Origin of the sequence: Nocardia sp. NBC_00511 (assembly GCF_045161165.1) — a bacterium.
In the GTDB taxonomy this organism is placed as follows: Bacteria; Actinomycetota; Actinomycetes; order Mycobacteriales; family Mycobacteriaceae; genus Nocardia.
In genome coordinates this window covers 7121856-7134237 of the sequence record NZ_CP107849.1, presented here as the reverse complement: position 1 = coordinate 7134237, position 12382 = coordinate 7121856, and the positions used below count along the sequence as shown (strand labels likewise).

Annotated in this window: 15 protein-coding genes and 1 tRNA gene; 6 read left to right on the top strand and 10 right to left on the bottom strand. The window is 63.7% G+C overall.

Going from position 1 to position 12382, the window contains the following annotated elements; translation table 11 throughout:
* Positions 1–297 precede the first annotated feature (297 nt).
* Both OG300_RS33140 and OG300_RS33135 read left to right on the top strand, forming a co-directional pair.
* Positions 298–549: a helix-turn-helix transcriptional regulator gene (locus tag OG300_RS33140; RefSeq protein WP_405487840.1), complete on the top strand. Its 252-nt coding sequence runs from the start codon at positions 298–300 to the stop codon at positions 547–549.
* Positions 549–737 carry a helix-turn-helix domain-containing protein gene (locus tag OG300_RS33135; RefSeq protein ID WP_405487838.1) on the top strand — a complete coding sequence of 63 codons (189 nt, stop codon included), beginning with the start codon at positions 549–551 and terminating at the stop codon, positions 735–737. The genes OG300_RS33140 and OG300_RS33135 overlap by 1 nt, the downstream gene beginning before the upstream one ends.
* A gap of 57 nt (positions 738–794) precedes the next feature.
* Here the strand turns inward: OG300_RS33135 and OG300_RS33130 are convergent, their stop codons facing one another.
* Positions 795–1166 carry a hypothetical protein gene (locus OG300_RS33130; protein ID WP_405487836.1) on the bottom strand — a complete coding sequence of 124 codons (372 nt, stop codon included), beginning with the start codon at positions 1164–1166 and terminating at the stop codon, positions 795–797.
* A 192-nt stretch (positions 1167–1358) separates the two neighbouring features.
* On the opposite strand from OG300_RS33130, the gene OG300_RS33125 reads away from it, so the two are divergent.
* Both OG300_RS33125 and OG300_RS33120 read left to right on the top strand, forming a co-directional pair.
* Positions 1359–2072 (top strand): helix-turn-helix domain-containing protein, encoded by a 714-nt coding sequence (locus OG300_RS33125; protein ID WP_405487834.1) that lies wholly within the window; start codon positions 1359–1361, stop codon positions 2070–2072.
* A 149-nt stretch (positions 2073–2221) separates the two neighbouring features.
* Positions 2222–2551, top strand: a complete 330-nt coding sequence (locus tag OG300_RS33120) for a PCC domain-containing protein (protein ID WP_405487832.1) — start codon at positions 2222–2224, stop codon at positions 2549–2551.
* A gap of 1091 nt (positions 2552–3642) precedes the next feature.
* Here OG300_RS33120 and OG300_RS33115 read toward each other — a convergent pair.
* The 6 genes from OG300_RS33115 to OG300_RS33090 all read right to left on the bottom strand — a co-directional run bounded on the left by OG300_RS33115 (position 3643) and on the right by OG300_RS33090 (position 8960).
* The gene (locus OG300_RS33115; protein WP_405487830.1) at positions 3643–4476 is read right to left on the bottom strand and encodes a hypothetical protein; all 834 of its coding nucleotides are present in this window, start codon (positions 4474–4476) and stop codon (positions 3643–3645) included.
* A gap of 1744 nt (positions 4477–6220) precedes the next feature.
* Positions 6221–7228 carry a helix-turn-helix domain-containing protein gene (locus OG300_RS33110; RefSeq protein ID WP_405487828.1) on the bottom strand — a complete coding sequence of 336 codons (1008 nt, stop codon included), beginning with the start codon at positions 7226–7228 and terminating at the stop codon, positions 6221–6223.
* The gene (locus OG300_RS33105) at positions 7225–7767 is read right to left on the bottom strand and encodes a hypothetical protein (protein WP_405487826.1); all 543 of its coding nucleotides are present in this window, start codon (positions 7765–7767) and stop codon (positions 7225–7227) included. The genes OG300_RS33110 and OG300_RS33105 overlap by 4 nt, the downstream gene beginning before the upstream one ends.
* Entirely contained in the window at positions 7760–8089 is a 330-nt protein-coding gene (locus OG300_RS33100; protein ID WP_405487824.1) for a hypothetical protein, read from the bottom strand. Before OG300_RS33100 ends, OG300_RS33105 begins: the two co-directional genes overlap by 8 nt.
* 113 nt (positions 8090–8202) lie before the next feature.
* Positions 8203–8394, bottom strand: coding sequence for a helix-turn-helix domain-containing protein (locus OG300_RS33095; protein WP_405487822.1), 192 nt, complete (start codon positions 8392–8394; stop codon positions 8203–8205).
* A 395-nt stretch (positions 8395–8789) separates the two neighbouring features.
* Entirely contained in the window at positions 8790–8960 is a 171-nt protein-coding gene (locus OG300_RS33090) for a hypothetical protein (RefSeq protein ID WP_405487820.1), read from the bottom strand.
* Between OG300_RS33090 and OG300_RS33085 the strand changes: the two genes are divergently transcribed.
* Positions 8954–10150: a tyrosine-type recombinase/integrase gene (locus tag OG300_RS33085; RefSeq protein ID WP_405487818.1), complete on the top strand. Its 1197-nt coding sequence runs from the start codon at positions 8954–8956 to the stop codon at positions 10148–10150. The two genes, OG300_RS33090 and OG300_RS33085, sit on opposite strands and share 7 nt — an antisense overlap.
* A gap of 40 nt (positions 10151–10190) precedes the next feature.
* Here the strand turns inward: OG300_RS33085 and OG300_RS33080 are convergent.
* The 3 genes from OG300_RS33080 to OG300_RS33070 form a co-directional block, all read right to left on the bottom strand.
* Positions 10191–10278 (bottom strand) — tRNA-Ser (locus OG300_RS33080).
* A 53-nt stretch (positions 10279–10331) separates the two neighbouring features.
* On the bottom strand, positions 10332–10820 hold the full coding sequence (locus tag OG300_RS33075; RefSeq protein WP_405487816.1) for a nucleoside deaminase: 489 nt from the start codon (positions 10818–10820) through the stop codon (positions 10332–10334).
* Between the two features lie 13 nt (positions 10821–10833).
* Positions 10834–11373 (bottom strand): tRNA adenosine deaminase-associated protein, encoded by a 540-nt coding sequence (locus OG300_RS33070; RefSeq protein ID WP_405487814.1) that lies wholly within the window; start codon positions 11371–11373, stop codon positions 10834–10836.
* A 58-nt stretch (positions 11374–11431) separates the two neighbouring features.
* Here OG300_RS33070 and OG300_RS33065 point away from each other — a divergent pair, with 58 nt between their 5' ends.
* Complete coding sequence (locus OG300_RS33065; RefSeq protein ID WP_405487812.1) at positions 11432–12382, top strand: prephenate dehydrogenase; 951 nt, start codon at positions 11432–11434, stop codon at positions 12380–12382.

The window sequence follows — 12382 nt, the reverse complement described above, 5'->3', positions numbered from 1 at the left end:
CTTATCGTCGGGCTACCATGACCAGGGGTTATTGTCCAAACCGCCTGGTAGTCCACGGTTAGAGTCCCGTCTCTTCCGGTGCCGTTCTGGGTGCTCATGCGGGAATCCTTGTCAGGATCTTGTCACCACCGAGCCCCCGACCAGCATCTAAGCGCCCACCAACCGTACGCGACAAGAAAGGCCCGCGACATGATCAGACCTACCGCCCTCGGCGTAGCGCAAGCAAGCACCAAGACCAACAACGCCCGCCGTTCCTAGCGCGCTATGGCCTCCCCGAAATCGCTACCCTCCGAGAACATGACCACCCCCGGCATCGTCACACTGCCCACCAGCTCCATAGAGGGCATCAAACGCTTACGCGGGTTCAAGACCGATGGCGAACTAGCCGAACTCCTCGGCGTGCACCGCACCACCATTTCCCGATGGCGGGCCGGGCAACCGATCAGCATGGACGTGCTTGTTCGGATCATGGACGCGATGGGCGCGACCAGCCTTGACGCGATCTTCCAATACCGCCCCGCCGGGGCCGAGCGCACAGGTTCGGCGTGATGCTTACTATTCCGCAGGCCGCCGCCCGCGCGAACCTCCACGACAACACGATTCGAAACGCCATCGCCGCCGGAGCGCTGCCAGCAACCAAGGCAGGCGGGCAATGGCTGATAGAGCCCGAAGAGTTAGATGCTTGGGCCTCGGCGCGTACGCGGCGCGAAGACCCCCGGAGCAGGCGCGACGGTTAGCCGTATGGGCATGGGCAACCATGGGCAGGAGGCCCACAGCTGCCGCCCTTCGCTACCTCACTGCGATAACCAAACCTCTCCCATCCTGCCCTCAACACAGCCGCCCGCCTTCGTCCGAGGCTTCGCAAGCACCTCCCGGAACTCCGCCGCCACCTCATCCCACAAATGCGCGTACTCCGGCAACCACTTCCGGGCCTTCGCCAACGCCGGATAAGCCTCCGAATCGAAGAAGATCGTCCCCGCATCCTCGTTCGGCATCGCCTCCCGCAGAGCAGGCGCATACAGCCGATACGCCGGGTCCGGGTTATCCGGGATGCGGATAAACATCACGGACAGTTCATTTTTCACAACCCGCCACGTGGCCTGCGCCCCCGTGACCGTCTCAGTGCGGTAGATGGATTCCGTGACCGTCTGGTGTCGAAGCAACATCGCTTAGTCCTCCCCGGTGTGGTGGGAGATGCTCCCCAGCCTTCGCGGGTGGCCCTTACTGTTCGCTGTCATGGCCCTTACCCCTATGCAATGTCTATGTTGAACCGCCCCCGAACGGGGATGCTTACAACTAGGGTCAACCGGCAAAGACGAGCGCGGGAGTCTTCAAGCGTCTTCACTTTCAGGGGATGAATGATCACGGGGCCAGAGCTTCGGGAAGTCCGACTTGCGGCAGGCATCGGGCTCGGGAAGCTCTCTGCCCGTTGCCAGTACAGCAAGCCCTACCTCGGTTTAGTGGAGACCGGGAAGCGTGCCGTCACCGCCGACGTTGTTGCTGCGTATGAGCGAGCGCTTGGTGTCGGCCTGGGTGATGATCAAGACGTGAACCGGCGGAACTTCCTTACGGCGACAGTGCTTGCCGCGTCCAACGCGGTGTTACTCGGCGAACTTACGGCCAGTCTCGCCGGAGGCGACCCGAACCCGCTGGCCACTGTCCAAACCTCTCACGCGGTTGATCACGCGTTAGCTGCGCAGCTGGACGGCGCTACGGTGCGGAAGCTCGCACGTTGGGCAAGTGAGGAAAATTCCTCAGTCGTGCGCGTGAATGCCGCCGGAATCCTGGCGAAGCTCCCAGGGCAGGCACCGGCCGGGCACGTAGTGTCAGTCCTGCGGCGCGATCAGTCAGTACAGGACCGGTATCTAACCGCCGTGGTGGCGCGGGTGTGCGGTATCGACCACGAGCTAGCCCGCCAGTACATGACCACACCCACCCTTATGCCTTCGCCAATGCTTGTGGCACAAAGGCTTTCCGCCGAAGCATTGAACCCAAACGATGCCGGGGCAAGGTGGTGCGCGGCAACGATGCTGGCGAGACTCAGCCCGCAACTCGGACAGACCGACTTGTAGACCCGAGAAGACCGCGACCGTTGACCTGTTGTTACAGATGAAGCACGCCCGCAACTCGGCCGGGCCGACTGAGAGCCTTGTAGGCATTCAGTGCGCTGTAGACCCCAGAAGACCTCTACCGAGTCAAATGACTCAGTAGCCTGCCGACCATGCACGTTATCGAGATCAAGGACGGCGAACTCCTCGCCGAGATCACCGAGCAAGCCGCAGCCCTCGGCATCACCAACGCCGCCATAGTCGCCCTCATCGGTGCCGCCGACACCTTCACCATCTCCACCATGCCCGTGCACGACGCCGCCGAAGACATCGTGACCAGCTACCAAATGCCCGCCGAGATGCACGGCACCGGGGAGATACGCGACGGGAAACCCCACGTGCACGCCACGATGGCAGTGCAGGGCGACCGGGCGATAGCGGGGCACCTGCACCAAGCATGGATTGGACACTGGTTCGCCAGGGCCTACGTGATAGCGGAGTAACGGCAAATCCCCAGGTCAGAGGTAGGACCGCGGTTTGCCGGCTGGACCGCTTCCCTTGTGCCGCAATACCTTTCGGTCCCACCTGCCCAAACCCCAAGGGGCAGAACGCCACTAACGCCCAGATACACGAATGGCGCCCCGCCCACACCCGAAGGCATGAACGGGGCGCAAAGCAACTACCGCTCCCAGAACCCATCTCGGAGCACATCCGAGAACCGTGCAGCAGGGTCCGCCCGTGGGCCAGCCTGAGCCCCCGTCACCCCCTGCCCCATATCGGGGAGGGGTGCACGCGGCCCCCCATCCCCGGAACCCGCTGCACCATTCGCTACCGCAATAGCAGCATCCCTGATCTCCTCCACACTCTCACCCTCCAACGCCTCCACAACATCGGTGGCAACACCTGTCTCATGGGCGATGCGGGCAATAGCCGCTCCCCTCTTCAAGTTCTCATCACCAAAGAAGTTCGCTGAAAACTCTACGAGTCTTAAATCTGTCTCGCGCATTGAAGCACGCATAAAGTCGTCACTCATGCAATAGCCATACTTTCCGTAGGTCCGATGGCACCGATCGCGGTCCGTGCCATCGTTTCAATAGATACATCACCGAGGGATGCTCGGCGGACTAGGCGAGCAATGGCCCGTTTGGGTGTCTGTGCGCAACTCTCCCGGCCTTGCGCAAAGAATTCCTACCACCGTTCGGGTGGGCGATTCCAGGGCTTTAAACGAGGCCCTACCCCCCGGCATGTTCCCCCTCCTGCCCCTTCGCGCGGCCTGCCCGTAGGCATTCGGGCCTGATATCACGCAAGGAGGGGGAGGGGGGTACAAACAGCAATACAAACCGGGAATTTCTGGACCAAATGGGGGCGGGGGGCTACCCTCGCCGATGCCAAATCGTCCGGCCCCGATAACCCAGCCGATCATGCCCAATACCGAGCACCTTCTTAGCCCGAGAAATCTGCCCCTCGGTGAATCCAGCGCGTTGCGCGTCGATCATCAGGCGTTCCCGTTCCTGGTTCCCGTGATGCTCGGCCAAGTACCGGTCCAACCATTCCGCCGGTTTCATCCGACTACTACATTCAGGCGCGCCTTGGTTTATACCCAACTCGGACGCCCCTTTGAAGTTCCCGCACCCTGTGAACGATAAACCAGCCCGGCCGCCACTGCGCGTTGCTCCAGCTCCGCATAGGCTGCACATGCCGCACCGAGACCGCCCGTGCGAAGTCGAGGAACGGCCCCGATGGCGCGCATGTATCGCGGCAAATCGGTGATCGTCCGGTGCGCATCATCTAGCTGCGCGAATTGTTCCACTGTGAGTTCATAACGCAGGAGTGCCTGACATGGAAGGATCAGGGTTGCACGGTCGCCGCTTTCGCTTTCGCCCGAGTATTCCAGAAGATTGTTGTAAAGAGTCTCGATCAGGTCGCGTCGGGCTTTACGGGCCATGGCGACGCTCGGAGCTTCGTCAATGTTGTTCTCATCTGCCAGGTAAAGGGCATCATGCTCGGCAACGTAAGTCTCGTTCAGTGCCTCAATCCATGCCTCGCAGCTCTGAAGAACGGTCGCGTAAACGTGCCGGGACGCCTGATGCACCGCGTTCTTCCGGGCCTTGCATGCGATCGGATACGCAGCACTGTTCGCTGCGTATTCCAGAAGTCGTGCAGTCGCCTCGCGGTGGTCTAGATCCGCTTCGGAAAGCTCACGTGGCCGGTACTTCGCAATTCGCGCGTCTCCTTCTTTGGCCGCTGCCGCAAGGTGGTCCAGGGCGGACATAACCTTTTCGCCGGGGTCAATGCCGAATGCGTGAACAGCTGTAAGGATGCTGCTAGCGGTGTGGTCATCGCTCGCCCCGAAGCGGTCGCGGCGGGTTTCCGGCATGAGGTGGTAGAGGGCGGAAAGGTCTACGATTTTAGTCTTCTTGCTGGTCATGGCTATTTGCTCCTGTATGGGTTTCTCCCGGCCTAACCGGGTAAGGTCTAACGTCGGGTATGGGTGAAAGGGTTTCGGCGCTTACGGGGCCGATGAAGCGCGGCAATCTCCGCCCTGATTCGGTCGGACTGTTGCCGCAGGCGCTCCCACTCGGCCAACCATCCGTTTAGCGTCTCCGTGTGGTTCACCATTGGCTTATTCCTGCCCATGGGTTACTCGGCTCGAATTCGATACCGGCCACGCTGTCAAGGTTTATCGTCCCGTAGGCGCAGCTGTAAGTGTTCGGAATGATCGGGCGCTCTTTCACCTCGTGGCCGTAGTCCACGGGCTCCAGTTCGACACAAAGGCGGTCGCCGTACTCGGCGCACGAATGCGGGCAGGATGCACAGATATCAGTCACGGCCTATTCGCCTCATTTCGTAAACGTCAAGAATGGCGGTACCGTCTCGGGCAATAATGTCGGCTTGCTCCGGTGTCACTACAGACGAGAATGAAGGCAATCCGTCTGTCCGCCTGCCGTGCATCAACAGATACCCCGTCGTGCATTTTCGGCCGAACCACATTCCCGCCTCGGCCGATTCATAGCCCTCGGTAAGGTCGTTAATCACGTCGCACAGCTGGCGAAGGCCGGTAAAGGTAACCATGCGCCGAGCCGTACCGGTGTACACAAAGCTCTTATTGTTCCCACCGCCTCGGCGCACGCCCAGCGGCATCGGCCCAACGGCGCTAGTCTCCATCGGCACCGGTAGTCCATCTCAACCCCGCGTGCGGCAGAGGGGCGTAATAGCGGCGGTTTAACGCTGGCTTCCGCTTCGGCGCTCCGGGCTTCGGCCGGTCCCGGTAGCGTCGTTCCATTTCCTCGGCCACCCGATCAAGCTCGTCTGTGCTGTACATACGACCTCGGGGCGTGTCCCGATATTGGATGTGGCCGCACTGAGCCCACCATTGCAGCGTCCGACGCGAGCGCTTCACGTAGAAGGCGGATTGCTGTTCGTCCAATTCCATAGCGGGTACCTCCCTCGTGTTTTAGGCATGAGAAAGGGCCGCTACCCGATTCGGTAACGGCCCTGCTCAGAATTCGTTGCGACGCGCCTTTGCGCCGATCTCACCACAATTGTAGCCAGTCCTCTCCAGCCTGATTCTTTCTCAACGGATGCAGTAACCGAGGCTGCCCACTACCCGGCCGAGCACCCCCACGCCTCGCGGTAGCCCACTCCAACGCCCGTAAAAGACTCTTCCGCTCCCACACCCGCCGACCCTCGTAGAGGCCGCTGGTTACGATTTCCCGCGCTTTCCAGGCGTACAAGGTGGAAAGGCTCCGGCCGGTAAGTTTGGTCGCCTCGTCGTCGTACAGCCATTCGCGCGGGTCGCCCTTAAGCCGCATTAGGAATCCCGGACGCCGTACTTAGCGACGGCTTGTGCCCGAGACTTCGGCGTTGATCGAATACCGCGAGCAATGTACGGGCGTTTCTCCAACGACTCGACATAGGCGCGCGTCATGCCCGCGTAAGAATCGCACCCGGCGCAATGCAGCGACCAGCCATCCTCGTGCCGGTAGTAGCTGGTACCGCCGCAGTGGTGGCACCCCAGGATCAGGCAGTTGAGGCGCTTCGAGCGCGGGCATGGTCGTTCTTCGCCCGGCTGGAGTTCCTGCCGACACGCGTAACAGCGGGTGTCCGGGAATATCTCCCTGTCCATTTCTTGCCCTCCAGATAGAACGCTCGGCGACTTTCAGCCATTCCGGCTACTCGCGTATAGGTTGGGCGCATTTAACAGCGCCAAGGAGGGCACGGAGCTTATCAGGGGAGTCGTAACCATCCCACCGGCCCAACATCCAATGCCCAGCATCCGACCAAAGCCGCTGCACCTGGTCGTCAGAAATTTCACGATCCGCAGCAACCGCCCGGATCTCCGCCCGGAGTTCATCAACTCCACCGCCGCCACCGCGACCAGTACCACCCGGCACTACCAGCGGGGGCGCTGGGTCTTCGGCCAATACCGCCGCCAGCAACTCCCGCAACTGGTCGCCAGTAGCCGCGCCGTCGCGCTCCCAACCAATGCCCCCTTGACAGATGTCCCGCCAGAGGCGATTCAGCTGCCCGGGGAGTACGCCACGGGTGCGGGCAACGGTATTGATCTCCGCCCGGAGTTCCGGAACCGAATTCGGAGGGGAAGCCTCGCGCGCGCCCGCGCTACTTGTAGGTGTATTGCAACTACTAGGTGTAGAAGTATTCTCTCGGTCTTCTATGTGGCCGAGATCCTCCGCCACAAGTGGCCGAGATTCTCCGCCACTACGGTTGTAGTGGCTGGTTTTCTCCGCCACCTCCGGCCCGCCGACTGGCTGAGATTCTCCGCCACCCTCGGTGTGCTCGTGGCTGAGATTCTCCGCCACTTTGCGGACCCGGATAGGCACTGCGAGCCGCTCCCGGTCCTCACCCGAAAATGGCCGATCCGACACATGGCAGACCGCATTGACAGATCGCCCGTTTACGTCGAGAACGCATTGCCGAATCAGGTACCCCGCCTGTTCCGCGTCCGCGATGCCGAGGGCAACGGTCGCGCGGTCCATGCCCAGCACCTTCGCCATGGTTCGCTGAGAAGGCCGGAAGCCATCGCGTCCGCCCTGATGGGACAGCAGGTAGCAGAGCACCTTGAGCCCGCGAGGTTTGAGCGTGGATCGGAAAAGATCGTTGCGCGCCTTGGTGTATCCAGCCGCCGGGGAGTCGTGCCGCTGGATTTCGTAGTTGCTCAAGCCGCCGCCTTCCGATGCCTATCCCGTGCGGCGTTCAACTCCTGCATGAGTCCGGTATCTCCGGTCGCCTTGTCTGGGTGCAGGACGTCGGCCAGCAGGCGATGAATCAACTTGACTCGGCTGGCACCGACAGCGGCATACAGCTGGTCAGCCCACCCGCCGCCCGGCGTCGCAGCCGAGGGTGATGCCCGCCGGAACGCTTCGGCTTGCTCCCGAAGCTGGTACGCGGCCCGCATCGCGTCGTACTGCTGTTTCCAGTACTGCGCGCTGCCTTCGGTGGTGCCACCCCAGGAACCCCAATCGGGGGCAGCCTGTGGCGTCTCTTTGGTGCGGACCACGGTTGCGCCGAGACGTTCGAATTCCTTGGCGAGCTTGGTAATTCCCTTCGCGATCACCCACTCGTAGGCGTCGCGGTCCCACCTGCGATCGGCGTGCGGAATGATCGCCTTGAGTGCCTGTACAAGTTCGGCGTCGTACGCGGCGAAGGTGACGCCCCAGTGTCCATCTCGCGCGGTAATGGTGACCATGGGCTTAGTCATGGCGTCGCCCCTCGGCCTTGAGGATGCGACGGACGGTACGCCGGGGAACGCCGGTCTTGGCTTCGATCTTGCGGCTACTCAGGCCCTCATGGTGCAGGCCGAGAACCTCGGCGGCGCGGCGCGCTCGCGCCTTGCGGCACAAGTACACCTTGTTATCGGTTCCGACCGTGGCCGCAGCCAGAAGGCCCGCGCGCTCGCGTTCGGCGCGTGCGTTCACCCTCCGGTGCTCCGCCAGCCGCTCGGCGTCCTCGGTGCTTCGTTCGATCAGTCCGAATCGCTGGGATATCTGCCATACCGGGCCACGTTCCACAATTGTGGACACTGGCCCACCCTGGGCCACTTGAAACGATTGGTTCGCCTGTCCTGTCGCCGAGTTCGTAAGTCGGAGAGGGCCACCCGGTGCAATCGCCCACGCCCGGCCCACGGTGATCTCGTTCATTTCGCAACCTCGCCGCGAATCCAGGCCGTCACGTCCTCCGGGAAGATCCGCCACCGGCCGCGCGGTGCACGGTGCTGATAGCCGCGCAGCTCACCGGACAGTAGGGCGGCGTAAACGGTGTCCCGATGATGGCCGGTAGCCTCGGCAACTTCGGCCGGACTCATGGTGCGTACCAATGTGTTTGACACGGGTCGGTCTCCTTGTGTGGGGGCGCTCGGTGGCGGTTGCCACTGGCTGAGACGTCTCGCTTCGCACCCCCTGGGGCACCGGACCTACCCAGTATCGGCACCCCACCCGACAGGATGACGCCGAAAGACTCGGCATCGTGAGTCCGACCACAACCGTCTAGCAATCGATTGGCAACGCCTCGAAAATGGGGCATTCTGGGACCATGGCAAGAAGTGAAACCATCCGGGCTCGGATTGACGTCCTAGACGCAATCAAGCTCCTGAACAGGTGTAAGAGCGAGCGCCAGCTAGCCGCCCTACTCGGCGTAGACAAGAAGGCTTTGGCCCGAACACGGACCGGACAGGCCCCAATATCGGTGCTCGTCGCCATGGCGAACACCCTCGGTACCCGCGATCTAAATAGGGTCTGCTACCTCGGCGAATCCGAGCCCGTGCACCGCGAAGACGTTCCGCCGCTCGGCGTTGATGCGGTCGGTGGTGGCGGGGAAGAAGTGCGTCCCCATGCGCGCCCACTTATCGAGGATGAACGCGCGGAACTCCTCGTTGCGAGTGAGGCGTAATGGCATCCGTCCATGAGTACTGGGTCAAGCCAGATCCGAAAATCAAGGGAGACAAAGGACTCAGGTACCGCGTCGCCTACAACAAGCCGGACGGCAAACCCACCGGCAAACGCGGTTTCCTCCGCAAGGGTGAGGCCAACGCCTACGCAAACACAGTCGAGGTCAAGAAGATGGCCGGGGAGTACGTCGCCCCCGCGCTCGGCCGCGCCGTCGTCGCGGACCTCGCACCCGACTGGCTGAAAGGCAAGAAGGCCAGCAGCGCGCCCAGCCACTATCGCCCCCTCGAGTCGTCCTGGCGGAACCACGTCCAACCGCGCTGGGGAAACGTCAAGCTCTCGGACATCACGCCCGAGGCCGTAGAAGCGTGGATTACAGACATGCGGTTGGCCGCGAAGGCGAAGGCCGCAGAGAAGAAGGAGAAGGGGCAGAAGGCCAGCGACGGGGCAACCGTCATCATCCGCGCCCATGGCGTACTCGCGGGCATCCTGGACGCCGCAGTAAAAGGGAAGCGGCTGGCGAAGAATCCGGCGCGCGGCCTATCGAACCTGCCGGACAAGAAACGCAAGCGGCACGTCTACCTCACCTCGGCCGATGTGCAGCGGCTCGCGACCGAGGCGAAACAGCACCGGACCCTTGTCCTCGTGCTCGCGTACTGCGGTGTGCGCTGGGGCGAAGCCATCGCGCTCCGCGTGCGAGACATCGACTTCAAACGCGCCCGCCTCACCGTTGCCGACAACGCGGTGCAACTCGGCGTAGACCACGCCGAAGGCGAGACCAAGGGCAAAGAGATCCGCTGGGTTCCCGTGCCCGCCTTCGTGCTCGGTGAACTACAGGAACGCGTCAAGGGCAAGCGCGGAGATGCGCTCGTGTTCCCGCACCCGGACGACCCGACCGAGTACCTACCTCGGCCCAAGTCCGAGGATGGCTGGTTTGTTGGTGCCGTGAAGCGGGCGAAGGTGCAGCCGATCACGCCTCACGATCTTCGGCACACCTGCGCATCGTTGGCGGTGGCCGCCGGGGCGAACATCATGGCGTTGGCGCGGATGCTCGGCCATAAGGACAAGGCCGAGACGCTGAATACGTACGCGGATTTGTTCGATGACGACCTAGATCGGGTGGCCGTCGCGATGGACCGCAGATACAACCCTTGTCAGAATCTTGTCACCGAGCCCGATTCCGACTCTCTCGCCGCATAAAAAAGGCCCCCTACCTGGGCTTAGCAGGTAGGGGGCGCAGCGGTGGCGGAGGGATTTGAACCCTCGGAGGGGGGTTACCCCTCACACGCTTTCGAGGCGTGCTCCTTAGGCCGCTCGGACACGCCACCGGTGGTGACTTTACCGGACGACCCCGCGGAATCCGAAATCGGCGGGGAGGGGGTCAGGGGCGGTGGGTTCGGAAGAAGGCGTCGAGGACTGCGGCGCACTCGGATTCGAGGATGCCGCCGCGGACCTGGGGGCGGTGGTTGAGACGTCGGTCACGTACCACGTCCCAGAGTGAGCCGACCGCACCGGTTTTGGGTTCCCAGGCGCCGAAGACCAGCTTGCCGATGCGGGACGCGACGAGGGCGCCCGCGCACATGGTGCAGGGTTCGAGGGTGACGGCCAGGGTCGCGCCCTCCAGTCGCCAACCGTCGCCGAGCACCCGGGCGGCGGCGCGCAGGGCGAGGACTTCCGCGTGCGCGGTCGGGTCGCCGAGGGCTTCGCGGGCATTGGCGGCGCGGGCCAGTTCGCGACCGTCGGGGCCGAAGACGACCGCGCCGACGGGGACGTCACGGGGGTCGGCGTCGGCCGCGGCCGCGAGAGCGGCGCGGATCATCACCTCGTCGGAGCGCGAACCGGCTCCGCCGATGGACGGGCCGCCGGTCATCGGGCCGGGTGGGTCACCGCGGCAGCTTGTCCAGGACCGCGGCGAACTCGCTGGCGAAACCGAGCCGCTGCGCGATCATGCCCAGCTGCTCGTCGGGGTACAGGTCGGTCTCCGCGAGGATGACGGCCAGCACCGGCTCGGGTAGGCCGAGGTCGGACAGGACGCCGAGGTCGCCTTCCTCCCACGGTTCGATGTCGTCGAGCTCGTCGGGATCGATGTCGGGGATCTCGATATTGAGTTCCTCGAGCACATCCGCCGCGATGTCGTACTCGATGGCGGCGGTGGCGTCCGAGAGCAGGATGCGACTGCCGGTCGGGCCGGGTCGCAGGATGATGAAGAATTCGTCGTCGACGTCGAGCAGCCCGAAGACCGCGCCGGAACTTCGCAGCGCTCGCAATTCATGCTCCGCCGCGGACAGACTGGTCAACGATTCCCCGCTCAGAGGGGTCACTTTCCAGTTGGCTTCCTCGCGGACAACCGCCACTGCGAACCCTTCCACGTCGTCGAACTCGTCCGACGTCGCAGTGTTCGTGCTCGAGCGCTGTGCTGCCATGGGCGCAACGGTAGTCCGCTTCGGGGGAAATGTTGAAGTCGTATGCGAATCTGATCCGATGACGGGCACTCCCAAACCAGCTGTCTGCGTCCTCGGTACCGGTCTGATCGGGGGTTCGGTGCTGCGCGCCGCGGCCGCGGCCGGGTACGAGGCGTTCGGCTACAACCGTTCCGAAGTCGGGGCGAAGGCCGCGAGGCTGGACGGATACGACGTGATCAGCGATGTGGAGGCGGTGCTGAAGCGGGCCGCCGAACGCGACGCGCTGATCGTGATCGGGGTGCCGATGACCGCCCTGGACGCCGTCCTCACCGATGTGAAGACCTTCGCACCCGACTGCGTGCTCACCGATGTGATCAGCATCAAGGCTCCGGTCGCAGCCGCCGTGAAACAGCACGAACTCGCCAACCACTACGTGGGCGGCCACCCGATGGCCGGTACCAATGAATCCGGTTGGGCCGCATCGTCTCCCGACCTGTTCAAGCAGGCCGCGTGGGCGGTGAGCGTGGACCCGGGCGTCAAGGCCGACCAGTTCCGCCGGGTGGCGCGGCTGGCCCTGGACTGCGGCGCTGTGGTGGTGCCGGTGCTGGCGGTGGAACACGATCGAGCGGTCGCCCGCATCTCGCATCTGCCGCACGTGCTGGCCGAGGCGCTGGCCATCGAGGGCACCAACGGCGGCCCGCTGGCCCTGGGCCTGGCGGCCGGATCCTTCCGCGACGGCACCCGGGTCGCGGCCACCGCGCCGGACCTGGTGCGCGCCATCTGCGAACCGAACGCGGCCGCGCTGCTCGACGTCCTCGACGACACCCTCGAGGTGCTCACCGAGGCCCGCGACCGGCTACGCCGCGACGGCACCCTGACCGAACTGGTCGAGGCCGGGCACGACGGGCGCACCGACTACGACGATCATCAGCGCTGGACCATCACCGATGTCCGCCCCGGCGACCACAACTGGCTCACCAAGCTGATCGACGCGGGCCGCTCGGGCGGGGTCATCGACGCGCTGGACTGA

Excerpts from the sequence above, each read along its gene's own strand:
- OG300_RS33120 (WP_405487832.1), top strand. The coding sequence starts at position 2,222 with ATGCACGTTATCGAGATCAAGGACGGCGAACTCCTCGCCGAGATCACC.
- OG300_RS33135 (WP_405487838.1), top strand. The coding sequence starts at position 549 with ATGCTTACTATTCCGCAGGCCGCCGCCCGCGCGAACCTCCACGACAAC.
- OG300_RS33115 (WP_405487830.1), bottom strand. The coding sequence starts at position 4,476 with ATGACCAGCAAGAAGACTAAAATCGTAGACCTTTCCGCCCTCTACCAC.
- OG300_RS33065 (WP_405487812.1), top strand. The coding sequence starts at position 11,432 with ATGACGGGCACTCCCAAACCAGCTGTCTGCGTCCTCGGTACCGGTCTG.
- OG300_RS33140 (WP_405487840.1), top strand. The coding sequence starts at position 298 with ATGACCACCCCCGGCATCGTCACACTGCCCACCAGCTCCATAGAGGGC.
- OG300_RS33105 (WP_405487826.1), bottom strand. The coding sequence starts at position 7,767 with ATGACTAAGCCCATGGTCACCATTACCGCGCGAGATGGACACTGGGGC.
- OG300_RS33070 (WP_405487814.1), bottom strand. The coding sequence starts at position 11,373 with ATGGCAGCACAGCGCTCGAGCACGAACACTGCGACGTCGGACGAGTTC.
- OG300_RS33085 (WP_405487818.1), top strand. The coding sequence starts at position 8,954 with ATGGCATCCGTCCATGAGTACTGGGTCAAGCCAGATCCGAAAATCAAG.
- OG300_RS33075 (WP_405487816.1), bottom strand. The coding sequence starts at position 10,820 with ATGACCGGCGGCCCGTCCATCGGCGGAGCCGGTTCGCGCTCCGACGAG.
- OG300_RS33130 (WP_405487836.1), bottom strand. The coding sequence starts at position 1,166 with ATGTTGCTTCGACACCAGACGGTCACGGAATCCATCTACCGCACTGAG.
- OG300_RS33125 (WP_405487834.1), top strand. The coding sequence starts at position 1,359 with ATGATCACGGGGCCAGAGCTTCGGGAAGTCCGACTTGCGGCAGGCATC.
- OG300_RS33090 (WP_405487820.1), bottom strand. The coding sequence starts at position 8,960 with ATGCCATTACGCCTCACTCGCAACGAGGAGTTCCGCGCGTTCATCCTC.